This window comes from Frankia sp. EI5c, assembly GCF_001636565.1.
Lineage (GTDB): Bacteria > Actinomycetota > Actinomycetes > Frankiales > Frankiaceae > Parafrankia.
This window is the reverse complement of the sequence record NZ_LRTK01000033.1, coordinates 48,568-70,550: the sequence shown is the minus strand read 5'-3', so window position 1 is coordinate 70,550 and position 21,983 is coordinate 48,568. Positions and strand designations below refer to the sequence as shown.

The following is a 21,983-nucleotide window of genomic DNA, read 5'->3' as shown; positions in this document are numbered from 1 at the left end:
CACGGGACCGGCACCACCCTCGGCGACCCCATCGAAGCCCAGGCACTCCTCGCCACCTACGGCCAGAACCGCCCCACCGACCAGCCGCTCTACCTCGGCTCCATCAAATCCAACATCGGCCACACCCAGGCCGCCGCCGGCACCGCCGGCATCATCAAAATGATCCAGGCCATCCACCACGGCCTCCTGCCCGCCACCCTGCACATCGACCAACCCAGCCACCACGTCGACTGGACCAGCGGCCACGTAGAACTGCTCACCGACCCCCGCCCCTGGCCCGACGTAGACCGGCCCCGCCGCGCCGCCGTCTCCTCCTTCGGCATCAGCGGCACCAACGCCCACGTCATCCTCGAACAGGCCCCCGACCAGCCGGCCGGCCAGGCGGCCGAGTCGAGCCCGGCAGGCCAGCCGGGCCAGCCGGGTCTGCCGTGGCTGTTGTCGGCACGGTCGCGGCCGGCGCTGCGCGCGCAGGCGGCCCGACTCGTCGCCGCGCTCGAAGGGTCCCCCGCCGAGCCGGCTGCCGTCGGCCACGTGCTCGCCACCGGCAGGGCCACGTTCACGCACCGGGCGGCGGTCACCGCCACCGGTGCGGGCGGCCGGCTCGCGGCACTGCGCGCGCTGGCCGCCGACGAGGATGCCGAAGGCCTGGTCCGCGGCCCGGAGAACGGGGTCGGCACCGCCCGGCCACGAGTCGTCCTGGTGTTCCCGGGGCAGGGGGCGCAGTGGCCGGGGATGGCCCGCGGGCTGGCCGCGACCAGCCCGGTCTTCGCCGAACACCTGCGCGCCGCCACCGACGCACTGCGCCCCTACCTGGATGTCGACCTGTTCGCCCTGCTCACCGGTCCGGCCGGTGCCCCGGAGCCGGGCCCGGCCGCCGGGTCGGACCTGGAGCGGGTGGAGGTCGTCCAGCCCGCGTTGTTCGCGGTCATGGTCGCGCTCGCCGCGCTGTGGCGGCACCTCGGCGTCGAACCGGACGCGGTGCTCGGCCACAGCCAGGGGGAGATCGCCGCGGCCCAGGTCGCGGGGGCGCTGAGCCTCGCCGACGCCGCGCGCCTCAGCGCCCTGCGGGCGCGGGCGCTCACCGGCCTGGCCGGGCAGGGCGGAATGCTCTCGGTGGCCCTGCCCGCCGAGCGGACCAGCGAACACCTGGCACCGTACGGCGACGCGGCACACCTCGCGGCGGTGAACAGCCCCACGTCCACGGTCGTCTCGGGGACTCCGGCCGCGCTTGACGCGCTGGCCGCCGACCTCAGCCGGGACGGCATCCGGACCAGGCGCGTCCCGGTCGACTACGCGTCACACTCACCCCAGGTCGAGGCGATCGCGGACGAACTGCGGGCGGCGTTCGGCGGCATCACACCACAGGCAGCTTCGGTGCCGTTCCATTCAGCCGTCACCGCCGGGCCGGTCGACACCGCCACCCTGGACGCCGCCTACTGGTACCGCAACATCCGCGAGCCGGTCCGTTTCCACGAGACCGTGCGGGGGCTGCTGCGCGCCGGCCACCAGGTTTTCCTGGAGGTCAGCCCGCACCCGGTGGTGACCGTAGGAATCACCGAGACGATCGAGGCCGAGGCCACCGCCACCGCCACCGCCTCCGGCGCGGGAACGGCGGCGGTGGCGGTGGCGGTCGGGACGCTGCGCCGGGACGACGGCGGGTGGTCCCGGTTCCTCGCCAGCGCGGCTGAGCTGCACACCCGCGGTGTCACCGTCGACTGGGCGGCGGCGCGGCCCGCGACGGGGCCGCGGCCCGAACCGGTGGAGCTGCCGACCTACCCGTTCGAGCGCCGCCGCTACTGGCTGGACCGCCCGGTCACCGCCGACGGCGACCCGCTCGACCGGTGGCGGTACCGGGAGGTGTGGCGCCCACTGTCGCCGCCCGGGGCCCGGGCACCGGCGGCGCGACCGGTCGACCTCGCCGGGTCGTGGCTCCTGGTGGTGCCGACCACGCTCGCCGAGGGACCGCACGCCCGGTTCGTCACCGCGGCCCTCGCGGCGCACGGCGGCCGGGTCCATCCGCTGCCGGTCGACCTGTCGGCCGGCGAGGTCGACGCGGCCTGGTTCGCCGACCGGCTCGGCACCGACGACGCCGACGGTCCGCGCGGCGTGGTCTCGCTGCTCGGTCTCGCGGCGGAGCAGCACCCCGGGCACCCAGCGGTGCCGGCGGGCATCGCCGGCACCCTCGAACTGGTGCGGGCGCTGGCCGCGCACCCGGTACCCGCCCGGCTGTGGGCGGTCACCAGCGGTGCGGTGCGCACCGGCCAGCCGGACGACCCGACTCCCGTGCCGGAGCAGGCGCAGCTGTGGGGCCTCGGCCGCACCATCGCCCTGGAGCACCCGGAGCTGTGGGCCGGCCTGATCGACCTGCCGCACCTCGCCCCCGAGACCCCCGAGACCCCCGAGACCGCCGAGACCGCCGAGACCCCCAGCACGGTGGCCGCAGATGCCGCGGCAGCCGCCGGGATCGCGCAGATTTTCGGGGCCCCAGCGGCCGACGACGTCAACGACACCGAGGACGCCAAGAACGCCGAGGGCGGAGAGGGCGTCGAGGGCGTCGAGGATCAGGTGGCGCTGCGTTCCGCGGGCGGGTTCGCCCGCCGGCTGGTGCGGGCGGGCCGGCGGGCCGGCGACGGCAGCTGGCACCCGCGCGGCGCCGTGCTCGTCACCGGCGGGACCGGGGGCATCGGCGCGCACCTGGCCCGCTGGCTCGCCGACAACGGCGCCGAACACCTGATCCTCACCAGCCGCCGCGGCGCCGCGGCGCCGGGCGCCGCCGAGCTGGTCGCCGAGCTCACCGCCCGGGACGTCACCGCCGGGAGCTCCACGCCCGGGCGCAAGGTCGCCGTGACGGTGGTCGCCGCGGACACGGCCGACCCGGCGTCCGTGGACGTCCTGCGCGCCGCGATCGACGCGGCCGGCCCCCCGTTGACGGCCGTCTTCCACGCCGCCGGGCTGGCCCAGGAGGCCGCCCCGGTGGCGACGATGACGGCGGCCGACTACGCCGAGGTCGTCGCGGCCAAGACCACCGGCGCGGAGCTGCTCGCCGCGGCCGTCGCCGACCACCCGGTCGAGACGCTCGTCCTGTTCTCCTCGAACGCCGGTGTGTGGGGTTCCGGGGGGCAGGGTGCCTACGCCGCCGGGAACGCCCATCTCGACCTGCTCGCCCACCGGCTCCGCGGGCAGGGCCGCCAGGCCCTGTCGGTGGCGTGGGGAGCCTGGGCCGACGGCGGCATGCTCGCCCGGCCGGAGGCCGCGGAGGGTCTTCAGCGGCGCGGGCTGCGGCTGATGGCACCGCGGCTGGCCCTGCGTGCCCTCGCCGCCGCGATCGCGGCGGACGAGACCACGCTGAGCATCTCCGACATGGACTGGAGCCGGTTCGCCCCGGCGTTCACCGCCCGCCGGCCGAGCCCACTGCTCAGTGCGATCGATGACGTCCGGGCCGCGCTCGGCGCCGACCGCCCGGGCGGGGCCGGCACCACGGCGGACGACGCTGACGGCCCGGGCGGCACCGGGTCCGGCGGGGCGGCCGGCGACGCGCAGGCTCGGCTGCGCGCCCGGCTGGCAGCGGCCCCGACGGCCGCCGACCGCGACGCGCTGCTGCTCGACGTGGTCCGGGCGGCGGTCGCCGCGTCCCTCGGGCATGCCGACCCGGCCCAGCTCGATGCGGACGTCCCGTTCAAGGAGCTGGGGCTGGACTCGCTCACGGCGGTGGAGGTCCGCAACCGGCTGAACGCCGCGACCGGCCTGCGCCTGCCGACGGTGCTCGTCTTCGACCACCCGACCCCGCTCGCCGTGGTGGAACGCCTGCGCACCGAGATCGCCCTGCCGACCGGGCCGGGCCGGCCCGGCACCGCTGGCGGGGACGGCGACGGCGGCGGCGACCTGGCCGCGGTCCCGGTCCAGCGGCGGGTCGACGAGCTGGAACGGGTGCTCGCCGCACTGCCCACCGACGATCCCAACGCGCACGCGGCCGTCGACCGGCTGCAGGCCCTGCTGTGGAGCTGGACCGAGCGCCGCGACGGCCAGCGGGACCGGCCGGACGGGCACCCCGAACCCGCCGGCGCGCTCGAGGTGACGAGCGACGACGAGCTGTTCGCCGCCCTCGACCGAGAACTGGACGAGGACGGGGTCAGCCGGTGACCGAGACAGATCCGACGACGAACGCCAACAGACGACGAACGACGGAGGTGGGCAGCTGATGTCCAACGAGGACAGGCTCCGCGACTATCTCCTCCGGGCCACCGCCGACCTGCGCCACACCCGTCGCCGGCTGTCGGAGGCCGAGGCACGGGTCCGGGAGCCGATCGCCATCGTCTCGGCGGCCTGCCGTTATCCGGGCGGCGTGCGTTCGGCGGCCGACCTGTGGGAGCTGGTCCGCGGCGGCACCGACGCGGTCGCCGGCTTCCCGACCGACCGCGGCTGGGACCTCGAAAGCCTCTACGATCCCGACCCGGAGTCGGTGGGCACCTGCTACACCCGTGAGGGGGCGTTCCTCTACGACGCCGGCGACTTCGACGCCGACTTCTTCTCCATACCGCCGCGGGAGGCACTCGCGACGGACCCGCAGCAGCGGCTGCTGCTGGAAACCGCCTGGGAGACGCTGGAACGCGCCGGGCTCGACCCGGCGTCGCTGCGCGGCAGCAGCACCGGCGTCTTCGCCGGGGTGATCGCGCAGGGCTACCACCCGCGCTCGTTCGCCGACGCGGACGGCCTGGAGGGCTACCTGCTCACCGGCACGACGACGTCCGTCGCCTCCGGCCGGGTCGCCTACAGCCTCGGTCTGCAGGGGCCGGCGGTCACCCTCGACACCGCCTGCTCGTCCTCGCTCGTGGCGCTGCACCTGGCCGCGAACGCGCTGCGCCGCGGCGAGTGCGCGCTGGCGCTGGCCGGCGGTGTGACGGTGATGGCCACGCCGGACGGGCTGATCGAGTTCAGCCGGCAGCGCGGGCTCGCTCCCGACGGCCGCGCCAAGGCGTTCGCGGCGGCGGCCGACGGCACCAACTTCGCCGAGGGCGTCGGGCTGGTCCTCCTGGAACGGCTCTCCGACGCACTCGCGAACAACCATCCCGTGCTGGCGGTCCTGCGCGGGTCGGCCATCAACTCGGACGGGGCGAGCAACGGCCTCACCGCACCCAACGGCGTCGCCCAGCAGGGCGTCATCCGGGCCGCACTCGCCGACGCCCGGCTGACCGCCGCCGACGTCGACGCCGTCGAGGCGCACGGCACCGGCACCCGGCTCGGCGACCCGATCGAGGCGGACGCCCTGCTCGCCGCCTACGGTGCGGCGCGCCCCCCGGACCGGCCGCTCTATCTGGGCGCGGTCAAGTCGAACATCGGGCACACCCAGGCGGCCGCCGGGATCGCGGGTGTGATCAAGATGGTCGAGGCCCTGCGACACGGTGAGCTGCCGGCGACGCTGCACGTCGACGCGCCCACCCCGCACGTGGACTGGACGGCCGGCGCCGTCCGGCTGCTGACCGAGGCACGCCCCTGGCCGCGGCTCGACCGGCCGCGCCGCGCCGGTGTCTCCGCCTTCGGCATCAGCGGGACGAACGCCCACGTGATCCTGGAGGAGGCGCCGAGCCGGCAGGATGATGCCGACGAGGCGCCCGACGAGGCGCCCGGTGCGCCGACCCCGGCGCTCCTGCTCTCCGCGCGGACCTCGGCGGCACTGGCCGCACAGGCGACGGGCCTGGCGGACTACCTGAGCCAGCATCCGGGAACGGGCCTGGCCGCCGTGGCGGCGACGCTCGCGACCGGACGGGCGCGGCTCGAGCACCGTGCCGTCGTCCTCGGCACCGGGCACGACGAGGTCATCGACCGGCTGCGCGCCCTGGCCGGCGGCACACCCGGCGCGGGTACGGTGACCGGCAGCGCGGGCCGCCCGGGCCGGCTGGCGTTCCTGTTCAGCGGGCAGGGCAGCCAGCGCCCCGGCATGGGCCGCGAACTCGCCGCCGCCTTCCCCGTCTTCGCCACCGCCTACGACGAGACGATCACCGCTCTCGACGCCCAGCTCACGCCCACCGGCGCCGCGGGCGACGGTGACGGCGGCCTGCCCAGCCTGCGCGACGTCCTCACCGCCGACCCCGACACCGACCCCGACCTCGCCGCCCTCGTCCACCAGACCCGCTACACCCAGCCCGCGCTGTTCGCGCTGGAAGTGGCCCTGTACCGGCTGGTCACCTCGCTCGGCGTCCGGCCGGACCACCTTGCCGGCCACTCCCTCGGCGAGCTCACCGCCGCCCATCTCGCCGGCGTCTTCGACCTGCCCGACGCGGCCCGGCTCGTCACCGCCCGCGCCGCCCTCATGCAGAAGCTCCCCGCGGGCGGCGCCATGCTCTCGCTGCGCACCGGCGAGGAGCAGGCCCGTGAGCTCCTCGCCGGACATGAGGCCGAGGTCTCCGTCGCCGCCACGAACACCCCGACGGCGACCGTGCTCTCCGGCGCGGCCACCCGGATCGACCAGATCGAGCGGGCGGCCGCGGCGCGCGGCATCCGCACCCGCCGGCTGACGGTCAGCCACGCCTTCCACTCGCCGTTGATGGACGACGTCCTCGACGACTTCGCCGCCGTCGCCGCGACGCTCACCTACGCCCGGCCCATCATCCCGGTCGTCTCCAACCTCACCGGCGCGCCCGCCGATCCCGGGGACATCACCACCCCGGGCTACTGGGTGCGGCACATCCGCGGCACCGTCCGCTTCCACCAGGGCGTCCAGGCGCTGCGTGGCCTCGGTGCCGGCACGTTCCTGGAGATCGGGCCGGACACCACGCTCACCGCACTCGCCCACGCCACCCTCACCGTTCTTGACTCCGAGGCCGGACCCGACACCGACACCGACACCGGCAGCGACACGGGCAGCGGCACGGGGGGTGCGCCGCGCCCGGCGATCGCCGTTCCCGCCCTGCGCCGGGAGCGCGCGGAGACCGCGGCGCTGCTGGCCGGGCTCGCCCAGCTGCACGTCCACGGGCACGCGGTCGGCTGGGACGGGCTGTGGGCGCCGCCGTCCCCCGAGGCCCGGGCGGAGCTGCTGGCCGAGCTGCCCACCTACCCGTTCCAGCGCCGGACCTTCTGGCTGGGCGGGCGCCACGGCGGGCCCGGCGGGAGCGCGGGCACCGGCGACATCGTGGACGGCTGGCGCTACCGCGTCGGCTGGCGCCGGGTCGAGATCCCGGCCCCGCCGGAGGAGCCGGCGACGCCGGCGCGGGACGGCGCACCCACGGACGGAGCCCGCGGCGGCAGCTGGCTGCTGGTGGTACCGACCGGCCATGAGGACGACGAGGCGGTCACCCTCGCCCGGGCGGCCCTCGCCGGGCGCGGCCGGGACGTCGTCACCCTGCTCGCGGACCCGGCGCGGGCGGACCGCGGCTGGTTCGCCGACCGGCTGCGCGCCCACCTGCCGGCCGCCGCACCTGAGACAGCGGCACCGGAGCCGGCCACCGGCGGCGCGGGCCGGTCCGGGGTGCTCTCACTGCTCGGGCTCGCCACCGAGCGCCATCCGCTCGACAGCGCGGTGCCGGTCGGGGTCGCCGCCACGCTCGCGCTGTTCCAGGGCCTGGTGGACGCGGTGCCGGCCGGCGCGGACGGCTCCGAGCCGGTTGGCACACCCAGGCTGTGGGCCGTGACCCGCGGCGCCGCGGACACCGGCGCGCCGGACGACGACGCACCGTCACCGGCCGCCGGCCACCTGTGGGGTCTCGGTCAGGTCCTCGGCCTGGAGCGGCCGGCGTTGTGGGGCGGGCTGGTCGACCTGCCCGCGGCCGGGGTGGCCATCGCCGCGAACGCCGTCGCCGAATCTCCGGTGGCCACCGACCCGGCGAGCGGGGCCGGGGGCTCCGTGACCGCCGCGGCTCTCGCGGCGCTGCTGACCGGAACCGTGCCCGCCACTCCAGAAAACCAGGCCACTCCAGAAGACCAGGCCGCGTTCGAAGACCAGGCCGCGCTCCGTGCCGATGGACTGTTCGTGCGTCGGCTGGTCCCCGCAGCCACGGCCGGCGGCGGCGGCTGGCGTCCGCGCGGCACGGTGCTGGTCACCGGCGGCACCGGTGGCATCGGGCGGCACGTCTCCCGGTGGCTCGCCGAGCGGGGCGCCGAACATCTCGTCCTGGTCAGCCGGCGGGGTGCGGAGGCACCCGGCACCGGTGAGCTCGTCGCCGAACTCACCGCACTCGGCGCCCGGGTGACCGTCGCCGCGGTCGACATCGCCGAGCGCGCAGCGGTCTGCGCGCTGCTCGACGGACTCGCCGCCGACCCCGCACCGCTGACCGCCGTCGTCCACACCGCCGGTCTCGCCCAGGATTACGCCCCGGCAGCCGAGGTCACCCTCGCCGAGCACGCCCGGGTGGTCACCGGCAAGATCGCCGGCGCGGAGATCCTGGACGACCTGCTGGCCGAGACCGACCTGGATGCCTTCGTCCTGTTCTCGTCCACCGCGGCCGTGCGGGGCAGCACCGGCCAGGCCGCCTACGCCGCCGGCAACGCCCACCTGGACGCCCTGGCCCGCCGCCGCCGCGCGGCCGGGCGGCCGGCCACCTCCATCGCCTGGGGTGCCTGGGCCGACGGCGGGATGATCGACCTGGTCGGCGTCGCGGAGAACCTGCGGTACCACGGGGTCCGCCCGATGCGCCCCCGCCTGGCCCTGCGGGCGCTGAGCCGGGCGGTCGCCGACAACGAGACGAACCTGCTGGTCGCGGACGTCGACTGGTCCCGGCTCGCCGCCAGCGACCTGTCGGGGCGGCCGAGCCCGCTGCTGGCCGAGATCCCCCGGGCCACGCCCGGCGCGGGCGAGCCGGCCGGGTTCGGCGGAACCGACCCGGCGGCGGGCGACACGGCGGCGGGCGCCGCCACCGCGGAGGGTGCCGCCACCGCGGCTGCCACCGCCGCGGCCCTCGCCGCGACGCTCGTCGGCCAGGCCGCCGCCGAGGGCGAACGGGCGCTGCGTGACCTGGTCCGTTCGCAGGTGGCCGCGGCCCTCGGGCACGACGACCTCTCGGCCGTCCCGCCGGAGCGCAGCTTCCGCGACCTCGGGCTGGATTCGCTGACCGCCGTCGAGGTCCGCGGTCGCCTGGTGACGGCCACCGGCCTACAGCTGCCGTCCACCCTCGTTTTCGACCACCCCACACCGGCCGCGCTCGCCGCGCATCTGCGCGCCGAGCTGCTCGCGCTCGCCCCCGGGCAGCCAGGTGGCCCCACCGGCACGGCTTCGGCCGCGGATCAGGCCGGCGTGGGCCGGGCCCGCGCGGGCGACCGGACCGACGGACTCGCCGACCCGATCGCCGTGCTCGGCATGGCCTGCCGCTACCCGGGCGGAGTGACGGACCCGGACGAGCTGTGGCGGCTCGTCGCCACCGGCACCGACGCGATCAGCGGGTTCCCCACCGACCGCGGCTGGGACCTCGACGCGCTCTACGACCCCGACCTCACCCGCGACGGCACCACCTACGCCCGACACGGCGGGTTCCTCGACCGGGCCGGTGACTTCGACGCGGCCTTCTTCGGGATCAACCCGCGGGAGGCACTGGCCGCCGACCCGCAGCAGCGCCTGCTGCTGGAGACCGCCTGGGAGGCGGTCGAGCAGGCCGGCATCGACCCGACATCGCTGCACGGCAGCCGCACCGGCGTGTTCGTCGGTGTGCTCGCGCAGGAGTACGCCTCCCGGCTGCGCACCGCCCCACCCGGTGTCGAGGGCTACCTGGCCTCCGGGAACTCCCCCTCGGTCGCCTCCGGCCGCATCTCCTACCTGCTGGGCCTGCAGGGCCCGGCGGTCAGCATCGACACCGCCTGCTCGTCGTCGCTGGTGGCGCTGCACCTCGCCGTGCAGGCGCTGCGCCGCGGCGAGGTCGACCTGGCGCTGTCCGGCGGTGCCACGGTGATGGCGACGCCGAGCCTGTTCACCGAGTTCAGCCGGCAGCGCGGGCTCTCCCCGGACGGCCGCTGCCGCGCGTTCGCCGCGGCGGCGGACGGCACCGGTTTCGCCGAGGGCGTCGGCATGCTCGCGCTCGCCCGCCTCGACGACGCGCGCCGCGCCGGTTACCCGATCCTCGCCGTGATCCGCGGCAGCGCGGTCAACCAGGACGGCGCGAGCAACGGGCTGACCGCACCGAGCGGACCGGCCCAGCGCCGCGTCATCGAAGCCGCGCTCGCGGACGCCGGCCTGCGCGCCGACGACGTCGACGCGGTCGAGGCGCACGGCACCGGGACGACCCTCGGTGACCCGATCGAGGCCCAGGCGATCGTCGCGACCTACGGCCGGGACCGCCCGGCCGACCGGCCGCTGTACCTCGGGTCGGTCAAGTCGAACATCGGGCACACCCAGGCCGCCGCCGGCGTCGGCGGGGTCATCAAGATGGTGCAGGCGCTGCGCCACGGCCTGCTGCCCGCCACGCTGCACGTGGACGCCCCGACACCGCACGTGGACTGGTCCGCGGGCACGGTGCGGCTGCTGACCGAGGCCGTCGGCTGGTCGGACGCCGACCGGCCCCGCCGCGCGGGCGTCTCGTCGTTCGGGATGAGCGGTACCAACGCGCACGTCGTCCTCGAAGCAGCACCGCCCGACGCCGCCCCGGCCCCTGACCCGGCCCCGGACCCGGACCCGGACGACTCGGCCCCCCTGCCGTGGGTGCTCTCGGCCCGCGCACCGGACGCGCTGCGGGCCGCCGCCCGCCGCCTGCACACGCACCTGACCGGCGCCGCTCCCGCGGCGGCGGACGTCACGGCGGCGGGGGTCACGGCGGCGGATGTCGCGCGCACCCTCGCCAACGGACGGGCCGCCTTCGAGCACCGAGCGGTCGTCGTCGGCCACCCGGGCACGGGCACCGATACGGAAGACCCGGGCAGCCTGCTCGCCGGGCTCGCCGCGCTGGCCGCGGATCAGCCGCACCCGACCCTGGTCCGCGGCCAGGCCGCGGAGCCGGGCCGGACCGTCTTCGTCTTCCCCGGCCAGGGATCCCAGTGGGTCGGTATGGCGGTACCACTGCTGGAACGGTCCCCGGTGTTCGCCGAGCACCTCGCCGCCTGCGAGGAGGCCCTCGCCCCCCACGTCGACTGGTCACTGCGCCAGGTGCTGCGCGACCGGACGGACCTCGACCGCGTGGACGTCGTCCAACCCGCACTGTGGGCGGTGATGGTCTCACTCGCCGCGCTGTGGCGGTCGCACGGCGTCGAGCCGGACGCGGTCATCGGCCACTCCCAGGGCGAGATCGCGGCCGCCTGCGTCGCGGGCGCGCTGAGCCTCGACGACGGCGCCCGCGTCGTCGCGCTGCGCAGCCAGGCGATCCGTGAGATCGCCGGGCAGGGCGGCATGGCCAGCGTGCCGCTGCCGGCCGACGCCGTGCGGGCCCGCCTCGCCGAACTGGCCGGCGCCGCGGCCGGGGCGGGAGCCGGCGAGTCGGCGCCCGCCGCGCTGCCGGTTGCCGCCGCGCTGTCGGTTGCCGCGGTGAACGGGCCGGCGTCCACGGTCGTCGCGGGTGACGCGGTGGCGCTGCACGAGCTGGTCCGCCGCTACCAGGACGAGGGGGTGCGGGCCCGGTTGATCCCGGTCGACTACGCCTCCCACTCCGCGCAGATCGAGCCGCTGCGCGACCGGCTGCTCGACCTGCTCGGCCCGATCGCCCCCCGCGCGGCGGCCGTGCCGTTCTTCTCCACGGTCACCGCCGGGTGGTTCGACACCACCGGGCTGGACGCCGAGTACTGGTACACCAACCTGCGCGGCACCGTACGCCTCGCGGAGGCGGTGACGGCGTTGCTGGAGGCCGGTCACGACACCTTCGTCGAGGTCAGCCCGCACCCGGTGCTCACCGTGCCCATCTCCGAGACCGTGGACGCGCACACCGCCGACGCCCACACCGCCGACACGCAGGATGCCGACACGCCGGCCGGCGACGGGCGGGCCATCGGACCGGTGCTGGTCACCGGCACGCTGCGCCGGGACGAGGGCGATCTCGACCGGTTCCTCGTCAGCCTCGCCGAGCTGCACGTGGCCGGGCGGCCGGTGCGCTGGCAGGCGGCGCTGCCGGCAGCGGGCCGCCTCGTCGGGCTGCCGGCCTATCCGTTCCAGCGCGAGCGCTACTGGCTGGACGCGCCGGCCGGCCGGGCCGGGATCGAGGCGGCGGGACTCGCCGACGCCGGCCACCCACTGCTCGGTGCGGCGACACCCGTGGCCGGTGGCGCGGTGACCCTGTTCACCGGACGCCTCTCCGCCCGGTCACACCCGTGGGTCACCGACCACCGGGTCGCCGGCGCCGTCCTGCTGCCGGGCACCGCCTTCGTGGACCTCGCGCTGCACGCCGGCGGGCAGGTCGGCCGGCCGGTGGTCGACGACCTGACCCTGCACGAACCGCTCGTGCTGCCCGAGGGCGGCGCCGTCGACATCCAGGTCGTGGTCACGGACGACGGCGCGGAGGGCCGCCCGGCGGGAAGCACGCTGTCGGTCTACTCGCGCCCGGCGGTGCCGACCACCGAGGACGACGGTGCCGACTGGGCGCTGCACGCCAGCGCCACGCTCACCGACCAGGCCGCCGACGGCTCCGGCGGGCAGGCGGAGACCGGCCTCGCCGGGGCGTGGCCGCCGCCGGGCGCGGAGGCCGTCGAGGTCTCGGCGTTCTACGACGGCATGGCCGACCGCGGCTATGACTACGGCCCCGCGTTCCAGGGCCTGCGCGCCGCCTGGACCGACGGCGACGTCGTCTGGGCCGAGCTGGTCGCGCAGGCGGCGGACGGGGACGGTCCGGCGCCGGGCGGTTCCGGCTACGGCCTGCACCCGGCGCCGTTCGACGCCGCGCTGCACGCCCTCGCCCTGGCCGGCCGCGACAGCCGCGACAGCGGTGGCGACGGTGACAGCCGCGGCGACGCGGCCGTGCGGCTGCCGTTCGCCTGGAACGAGGTGACCCTGCACCGGGCCGGCGGCTCCGCGGCCCGGGTTCGCGTCTCCCCCGTCCCGGCCAGCCCGGACGCGGTCCGGGTGGAGATCGCCGACGCGACCGGGGCACCGCTGGTCACCGTCGGCTCGCTGGCGCTGCGCCCGATCGAGACGTCCAAGCTCGGCGCCCGCCGCTTCCACGACGCGTTGCACCACGTCGAGTGGACGCCGGTGGCGGCGAGGACCGTAACCGCCGACACCGGCCCGCAGCGGCGTTGGGTCGTGCTCGGCCCCGACCCGCTGGACCTGCTCGGCGCGCTCACCCGGGCGGGTGTCACCGCCGAGGCGGCGGCCGACCTCGGCACGCTGCGGACATCCGCGGCGACCACCCCTGAGATCGTTCTCGTCACCCCGGCCGTTTCCCCACCGCCCGCTGGCACCGAAGCCGGTGCGGCTGGAGCGGGTGCGGCTGGAGCGGGTGCCGGCGGGCTGGCGGCCGGCGCCGAGCTGGCGGGGCGGGCGAAGGCCGCCACCGAGCGGACCCTCGCGCTGCTGCAGGGCTGGCTCGCCGACGGCGGGGCGGGCAGCCGCCTCGTCGTCGTGACGGCGGGCGCGGTGCCGGCGGCCGGCGATCACACCCTCACCGACCTGGTCGGCGCCCCACTGTGGGGTCTGCTCCGCAGCGCGCAGACCGAGAACCCGGACCGCTTCCTGCTCCTCGACATCGACCCCACGGCGGCGCACGGCGCGGGGGTGGACGGATCCGTGCTCACCGCCGCCGTCACCGCGGCGCTGGCGGACGGTGAGACGCAGCTCGCGCTGCGCGCGGGCACCACCCTGGTACCGCGCCTGGTCCGCACCCCGGCGGATCCGCCCGACGACACCGCGGCGGCGGGCCCCGGGCTCGCCGCCGGGACGGTGCTGATCTCGGGAGGCACCGGCACGCTGGGCGCGCTCGTCGCCCGGCATCTGGTGGTCGCGCACGGCGTCCGGCGGCTGGTGCTGGTCAGCCGGCGCGGCCCGGCGGCGCCGGGCGCGCCGGAGCTGGTGGCCGAGCTGACCGGGCTCGGTGTCGACGTCGACGTCGTCGCCGACGACCTCACCGACCTGGCCGGCACCCGGGCCCTGATCTCCGCCGCCGGCACCCGGCAGGCACCGCTGACCGCCGTCGTGCACACCGCGGGCGTGCTCGACGACGGCATCCTCACCGCCCTGACACCCGCGCGGCTGGAGGCGGTGCTGCGCCCGAAGATCGACGCGGCCTGGAACCTGNACCTCGCCACGCTGGACACGCCCGGCCTGGCCGCCTTCGTGCTGTTCTCCTCGACCAGCGGCACCATCGGCACCCCGGGCCAGGCCAGCTATGCGGCCGGGAACACGTTCGTCGACGCGCTCGCCCACCTGCGGCGAGCTGCCGGCCGGCCGGCGTCCGCACTGGCCTGGGGCCTGTGGGGCGAGGCCAGCGGGATGACGGGCCACCTCGGGGACGCCGATCTGGCCCGCATCCGGCGCACCGGAATCAGGCCGCTGACGAACGAGCACGGTCTGGCTCTGCTGGACACGACACTCACGGTGGACAGAGCGTCGCTGGTCGCCGCGCCGCTGGACACCGCTGCCCTGCGGGCCGCCACCGCCGGCACGGCGGGCGCCGGAAACGAGGTCCCCCCGCTGCTGCGGGCGCTGCTTCGCGCACGGCGGGCCGCACCGGCCGCCGGCACGGCCGACGGCGCGACGGGCGGGTCCGCGGTGGACGGTGCCTGGGCCGAGCGGCTGGCCCGGCTGCCGGCGGCCGAGGCACCGGCCGCGGTGACCGCCCTGGTGCGGGCGACGGTTGCCACGGTGCTCGGCCATCCGAACCCGGACGCCGTCGACGAGGAGACGTCCTTCAAGGAGCTGGGCTTCGACTCGCTCACCGGCGTCGAACTGCGCAACCGGCTGAGCCAGGCGACCGGCACCAGGCTGCCCGCCACGCTGGTCTTCGACTACCCGACGGCCCGTGCGCTCGCCGCCTTCCTGCTCGACCGGCTGCGTCCGGACGCAGCGGCCGCCGGCGAGGGCGGGTCGGTGCTCGCCGACCTCGACCGGCTCTCCGCCACCCTCACCACCCTCGCCGACGAGGGGGATCTGCGGGCGAAGGCCACCAGCCGGCTGCGGGCACTGCTGTGGTCGCTGGAAGCCACCGACAGCCCGGTCTCACTGGTCACCGCGGAACCCACCGGCGAACCCGGCGAACCCGGCGACGCCGGTGACCCCGGCGGGCCGGCCGACGCCGACCGGATCAGCACGGCGACGGCCGACGAGATCCTCGACCTGATCGACAACGAGCTGGGCGTGCTGTGACGCCCGCGGCCGCAACGCCCGCGGGCACCCCGGCGACCCCGATTACCCCGATTACCCCGATTACCCCGACGACCGTGACCGCCCCCACCCCCACCCTGACCGCCGCAGTGCCCGGGCCCGCGCGGGCCCGGCCACCGCTGCCGGTACCGACCCCGGGAGCCGATCTCCGATGGTGAGCGAGGACAAGCTCGTCGAGTACCTGAAGCGGGTGACCGCCGAACTGGAGCGCACCCGCCGCCGGGTTCGCGACCTGGAGGCGCGCGAGACCGAGCCGATCGCCATCGTCGGCATGGCCTGCCGCTACCCCGGCGGCGTCACCTCCCCGGAGCAGCTGTGGCGGCTGGTCGACGGCGGTGTCGACGCGGTCGGTGAGATCCCCGCCGACCGCGGCTGGGACCTCACCTCGCTCTACGACCCCGACCCGGACCGGACCGGCACCTTCTACACCCGCGCCGGGGCGTTCGTCGCCGAGGCCGACCACTTCGACCCGGGTTTCTTCGGTATCTCCCCGCGGGACGCGCTCGCCGTCGACCCGCAGCAGCGGCTGCTGCTGGAAACGGCGTGGGAGGCGTTCGAGCGGGCCGGCATCACGCCGGAGTCGCTGCGCGGCAGCCGGACCGGCGTGTTCACCGGTGTCATGTACGCCGACTACGGCGCCCGCCTGTTCGGGCGGGGGCCGGCCGAGCTGGAGGGGCAGATCGGCAGCGGCAGCGCCGGCAGCGTCGCCTCCGGCCGGGTCTCCTACACCTTCGGCCTGGAGGGGCCTACTCTCACCATCGACACCGCCTGCTCCTCGTCGCTGGTCGCCGTGCACCTGGCCGCGCGGGCGCTGCGGGCCGGCGAGTGCACGCTGGCGCTCGCCGGCGGGGTGACGCTGATGGCGACCCCGTCGGTGTTCATCGAGTTCAGCCGGCAGCGCGGGCTCGCTCCGGACGGTCGCTGCAAGGCCTTCGCGGACGCCGCCGACGGCACCGGCTGGGGCGAGGGCGCCGGGCTCCTGCTGCTGGAACGGCTCTCCGACGCGCGCCGCGCCGGGCGTCCGGTGCTCGCCGTCGTCCGCGGTACGGCGGTGAACTCGGACGGTGCGAGCAACGGCCTCACCGCACCCAACGGGCCGTCGCAGGAACGGCTCATCCGGCAGGCCCTGGCCGCGGCCCGGCTGTCCGGAGCCGAGGTGGACGCGCTCGAAGCCCACGGCACCGGCACGACGCTCGGCGACCCGATCGAGGCGCAGGCCGTGCTCGCCACCTACGGCCAGGACCGCCCGGCCGACCGCCCGCTGCACATCGGTTCGATCAAGTCGAACATCGGGCACACCCAGGCCGCGGCGGGTGTCGCCGGCATCATCAAGATGGTCGAGGCGATCAGGCACGGCCGGCTGCCGGCGACGCTGCACGTCGACCGCCCCAGCTCCCACGTCGACTGGTCGGCGGGCGCCGTCAGCCTGCTCACCGACCCCGTGCCCTGGCCGGACGTCGACCGGCCGCGCCGCGCCGCCGTCTCGTCGTTCGGGATCAGCGGCACCAACGCCCACGTCATCCTGGAGCAGGCCGTCGAGACCGCGGCCGAGACCACCGAGACCACCGGGGCCGACGTCCCCGCGGCCGGGGCGCCGAGAGCGGCCGAGGCAGCGTCGGGCGGGCCCGCCGGGCCGCTGTCGCTGCCCCTGCCGTTGACGCTGTCCGCCCGGACCGGGCCGGCGCTGGCCGGTCAGGCCGCCCGGCTGCGCGCCCACCTCCTCGACCACCCCGACCTGCGTGCCGTCGACGTCGCCCACTCGCTGGCCACCCTGCGGACCCGGTTCGACGAGCGCGCGGTCCTGGTCGCCGCGGACCGGGCCGGGCTGCTGCGCGGCCTGCGGGCGCTGGAGACCGGCAGCCCGGACGTCTCGGTGGCCCGCGGGCGGCGCCGGCCCACCGGGCCGACGGCGTTCCTGTTCACCGGGCAGGGCAGCCAGCGCCCGGGCATGGGCCGGGCGCTCTACGAGCGCCACCCGGTCTACGCCGCCGCCTTCGACGAGGTGCTGGCCGCCCTCGACCCGCACCTGGACCGGCCGCTGCGCCCGATCGTGCACGCCGACCCGAGCACCGACCCGGAGACGGCGGCGCTGATCCATCAGACCCGCTACACGCAGCCGGCGCTGTTCGCGCACGAGGTCGCGTTGTACCGGCTGGTGGAAAGCTTCGGTGTTCGCCCCGACCACGTGGCCGGCCATTCGATCGGCGAGCTGGTCGCCGCGCACGTCGCCGGCGTCCTCACGCTGGCGGACACGGCGGTGCTCGTCGCCGCCCGGGCGCGGCTGATGGCGGACCTGCCGCCGGGGGCGATGAGCGGCTTCGACGCCACCGAGGAGGAGATCGCCGACCTGCTCGCCGGCCGCGCCGACCTGCTGTCGGTCGCGGCCGTCAACGCTCCCCGCTCGCTGGTGGTCTCCGGCGACCCGGCGGCGCTGGCCGAGGTGGCGCAGAGCTGGCGCGACCGCGGCGGCCGCGTCCGCGGGCTCACCGTCTCCGGGGCGTTCCACTCCCCGCACACCGACGCGCTGCTGCCCGCCTTCCGCGAGGTGGCGGCGACGGTCGCCTACCGGCCGCCGACCATCGGGATCATCTCGAACATCACCGGCCGGCCGGCCCGGCCGGAGGAGATCACCACACCGGAGTACTGGACCCGCCATGTGCGGGCGACCGTCCGGTTCGCGGACGGCGTCGCCGCGCTGGCCGACCTCGGCGTCGACACCTTCGTCGAGATCGGTCCGGACGCCACCCTCACCACCCTGACCGAACGCGCACTGTCGGCGACCGGATCGGAAGTCGGATCGGCGGGCGAACCTGCGGGCGGATCGGCGGCGCGGCGCACGGTCGTGGCGACCGCGCGCCCGGACCGCGGCGACGACGAGGCCCTGCTGCTCGCGCTCGGCACGCTGCAGGCGCACGGCCACGCGGTGGACTTCGCCCCGCTGTACGCCCGCCACGCACCGCGCCGGGCAGACCTGCCGACCTACGCGTTCGACCGCCGCCGCTTCTGGCTGGACGCGCCGGTGACCGGCCGGGCAGCCGACCCGGACGAGCCGGGACCTTCCGGCGCCGCGGCGCGGCCGGGCGAGCGCCAGTTCTGGAACCTCGTCGACGCGGCGGACCCGGCCGCCCTCGCGGCGACGCTGCGAGTCGACCCGGATGCCCCGCTGCGGTCCGTCCTGCCATCACTGGCGGCCTGGCGCCGGTCCGCGCACTGGCGTCACCGGCTGGTGTGGAACCGGCTGGGTGACACCGCCGCCGCCGGCCGGCTCGACGGACGCTGGGCGCTGCTGATCCGCGACGACCAGGTGGGTGACCCCCTGGTCACGGCGATCGACGCCGAGCTGCGCCGGCACGGTGCCACCGTCGACCCGCACCGGGAGCAACCCGACGGTCCGGGCGAGCCGCTCCCGCCGGCGGGCGTGCTCAACCTGCGTCTCCTCCCCGCGCCGGGCGCCGTCACCGGACCGGATGGCGTGACCGGGCCGGAGGCGGTACCAGGGCCGGAGGCGGTGACCGGGCCGGAGGCGGTGACCGGGCCGGAGGCGGTGACCGGGCACCCGCCCGTGGCGGCCGCACTTCTCGATCCCCTCTGCGAGGCCTGGCACGACGTCCCGGTGTGGACGGTCACGCGGGGCGCCGTCGCCGCGGCCGCGGCCGACCCGCCGCCGGATCCGTCCCAGGCCCGGGTGTGGGGTCTCGTGACCCGGCTCGCGGCCGACCGCCCGGCCCGCCCCGCCTGCCTGGCCGACCTGCCCTCCGCGGGCGCCGAGGTCGAGGACGACAGTGCCTGTGCGCGACGGCTGGTGCGGGCGCTGGCCGACGGCACCGAGGAGCAGGTCGCCCTGCGGGCGGAGGGTCTGTTCGCCCGGCGCCTGCGGCCGGTGCCGGCCCCGGCGGCCGCCACCCGGCCGACCGGCAGATCGAACGGCCGGCAGCGGGATGACCGGCTGCCGCCGGGCACCGTCCTGGTGACCGGTGGGACCGCCGGCCTCGGCGCCCAGGCGGCGCGCCGGCTCGCCCGCGGCGGTGCCCAGCGGCTGGTGCTCACCCGGGAACCCACGGGCGCGCCGGTCGGCCCGGGCAGCCCGCAGGACGCACTGCTCGTGGAGCTCGCCGCGGCCGGTGCCCGCACCGCGGTGGTCGACTGGAAGCCGGGCGACGCGGACACCCTGGCCGCGCTGGTCAAGGCGACGCCGGCCGGTTATCCCCTGGTCGCCGTCGTACACGCGCTGCCGGATCTGCCCGCCGAGGCGGCGACCGCGTCGTTGCGCGCCCTGCGCGCGGTCACCGCCGGCAGCACCCATGCCACCGCAGCGGATGCCGCGACCAGCCCGGCGGTGCTGGTGCTGGCACCGACCTCCGCTGTGGTGGACCTTGACGGCCCGCCCGAGCGCGCGGGGTTCGAGGCCTGGGCGGATGCGTTCGTCGCGGGTGCCCGGGCCGGGGGCCTCCCATGGGCCTCGGTCGCCTGGGGGCCCTGGCAGGACGGCGACCGTCGGGCCCCGGCCAGCGCAGCCGGCACCACCGGCACCACCGGGCTTCGGCCCGTCACCGTCGATCTCGCCCTCGACGTACTGGATGAGGTGCTTTCCGAGGTCCTCGGCGAACGGTCCGGCGCCCCGGCACCTGATCGCGGGCGGCTTGTCCTCGCCGACGTCGACTGGGCGGCGCTGCACACCGCACGGCCCCGGCCGGCCGGGCTGTTCCGGGAGGTCCCGGCAGCCCGGAAGGTCTGGTCCGAGGAGGTCGTCGGCCGCGGCGAAGAGCCGGCCCCGGCCCGGGAGTGGACCACCAGGCTGGCGGCGAGCACCGGCTCCGAGCGGGAGCGGGTGCTGCTCGACCTCGTCCGCGACCAGGCCGCCGCGTTGCTGGGGTTCGCGGGGGCGGAGGACGTCGACGCCGACGCCGAGTTCCTCGCGATGGGCTTCACCTCGATGACGGCGCTGGAGCTCAACCAGCGGTTCCAGGACCTCGCCGGCCTCGTGCTGCCCCCCACCGCGATCTTCGACCACCCGACGCCAATCTCACTGGCCCGGTTCCTGGCCGCCCCGACCGTCCCCGCCACCGCCTGAGCCGCCCGACAGACACCACCTGAGGAGCCACCTTGACACAGACGGTCATCATCGCCGGCGGCGGACCGGTCGGTCTCCTGCTCGCCGTCGAACTACGCCTGGCCGGCGTGCCCACAGTCGTGCTGGAGCGGCGCGCCGAGCGGGACACCGAGTCCTTCTCCAAGCTGCTGCACGGCCGCTCCGTCGACCTGCTCGCCCAGCGCGGCCTGCTCGACGAGCTCGGCGAGCTGCCCCGCTGGCCGTTCGTGCACTTCGCGCACTTCCCACTGGACCTCACCCTCGCCGACCCGCGCGAGTACTGGCTGATCGTGCCGCAGAGCCGGGTCGAACAGCTGCTCGCCGACCGGGCGGTCGCGCTCGGCGCCGAGCTGCGCACCGGGACCGAGGTCGTCGGGGTCGCCCAGGACGCGGACGGGGTGACGGTCACCGTCCGGCCGTACTCCCCCGGCTCGCCGGGGTCGGGGGCGCCGGCAGCCGGGGTGCCGGCCGACCACGGCGGCGGGAGCACCGGGGGCGGCAGCGAGATCCGCGGCGCCTACCTGGTGGGGGCGGACGGCCAGAACAGCGCCGTCCGCGAGCTCGCCGGGTTCGAGGCGCCCGCCGTGGGGCCGTCCTGGTACGGCACGGTCGCGCACGTCGAGGACTTCCAGGGCCCGCCCAGCGGCACGACCGGGCCGGGCGGCATGTTCGGCGCGCTCCCGGACGCCGCCTTCCACGTCGTGATGACCACCGAGTTCGACCGGCCGACGCCGGGGCCGGACGAGCCGGTCACCTTCGACGAGGTGCGCGCGAGCGTCCGCCGGGTGACCGGCGCGGACATCGAGCGGGGCCGGCCGCGCTGGCTCGCCCGGTACGGCAACGTCACCCGGATCCCGTCGACGTACCGCAACGGCCGGGTCCTCCTCGCCGGGGACGCGGCCCACGTCCACTTCCACGCGGTCGGGCACGGGCTGAACACCGGGCTGAACGACGCGGTGAACCTCGGTTGGAAGCTGGCCGCGGAGCTGTCCGGGTGGGCGCCGCCCGATCTGCTCGACAGCTACGACCGGGAGCGCCGCCCGGTCGGCGCCCGCGCGGTGGAGGTCATGCTCGCCCAGCTCACCCTGCTGCACCCGTACGAGACGGTCCGCCNGCTGCGGTCCCTGTTCGGCGAGCTCACCGACATTCCGGAGGTGGTGCGCCGACTCGTCCGGCCCATCACCGACGTCCGCTATCCGCTGGAGGCCTTCGGCGAGGCCGCGGATCCGGCCCTGCTCGGCGGCCGGATCGACAACCTGGACGCCGTCTCGGCCCCGCTGCGGGCGGGCCGCGGCGCACTGCTGGACCGGTCCGGTGGCGCGGCCGACCTGTCCGTGGCCGACGAGTGGAAGGCCCGGGTCGACGTCGTCACCGCCCCGGTCGCCGACTCCGCCGGCCCGGCGGCCGGCCGGGCGGTGCTGGTACGGCCGGACGGCCATGTCGCCTGGATCGACCCGGCCGGCCCCGGTGAGCCGACGGATGTGAAGGGCCTGTCCGCCGCGCTCGCCGCCTGGTTCGGCGCCGGGGACGGCGAGCCCGTGTCCTGAAGTGCGGGCGGAATAAGGGCTTTCCCCGACCGGCGTCCACCGTCCGCACAGGATTCATGACGCCTGGCCACAGTGTTGCCGAAACGGAATCGACTCCCATATAGTCCGCGATGCCGTCTGGAGTCCACCTAGT

The 21,983-nt window shown here is 76.7% G+C and carries 4 protein-coding genes and 2 pseudogenes; all 6 read left to right on the top strand.

What is annotated here, in order from left to right:
- On the top strand, positions 1 to 4,140 hold a 4,140-nt coding region (locus tag UG55_RS17160), incomplete at its 5' end, for a type I polyketide synthase (protein ID WP_066069977.1).
- Between the two features lie 58 nt (positions 4,141 to 4,198).
- Positions 4,199 to 14,128, top strand: a pseudogene (locus UG55_RS38270) (SDR family NAD(P)-dependent oxidoreductase); the annotation flags it as partial.
- Between the two features lies 1 nt (position 14,129).
- Positions 14,130 to 15,196 (top strand): KR domain-containing protein (locus UG55_RS47425; protein WP_396230936.1); only part of this gene is annotated, 1,067 nt, incomplete at its 5' end.
- A 169-nt stretch (positions 15,197 to 15,365) separates the two neighbouring features.
- Positions 15,366 to 20,285 carry a type I polyketide synthase gene (locus UG55_RS17150; RefSeq protein WP_066069971.1) on the top strand — a complete coding sequence of 1,640 codons (4,920 nt, stop codon included), beginning with the start codon at positions 15,366 to 15,368 and terminating at the stop codon, positions 20,283 to 20,285.
- A gap of 32 nt (positions 20,286 to 20,317) precedes the next feature.
- Positions 20,318 to 21,416, top strand: a pseudogene (locus UG55_RS47420) (FAD-dependent monooxygenase); the annotation flags it as partial.
- Positions 21,417 to 21,457: 41 nt separating this feature from the next.
- Positions 21,458 to 21,850, top strand: coding sequence for a hypothetical protein (locus UG55_RS47415; protein ID WP_396230938.1), 393 nt, complete (start codon positions 21,458 to 21,460; stop codon positions 21,848 to 21,850).
- The last annotated feature ends 133 nt before the right edge of the window (positions 21,851 to 21,983 follow it).

What these genes read in the sequence shown, in the direction of transcription:
- UG55_RS17150 (WP_066069971.1), top strand. Translation starts at nt 15,366, where the DNA reads ATGGTGAGCGAGGACAAGCTCGTCGAGTACCTGAAGCGGGTGACCGCC.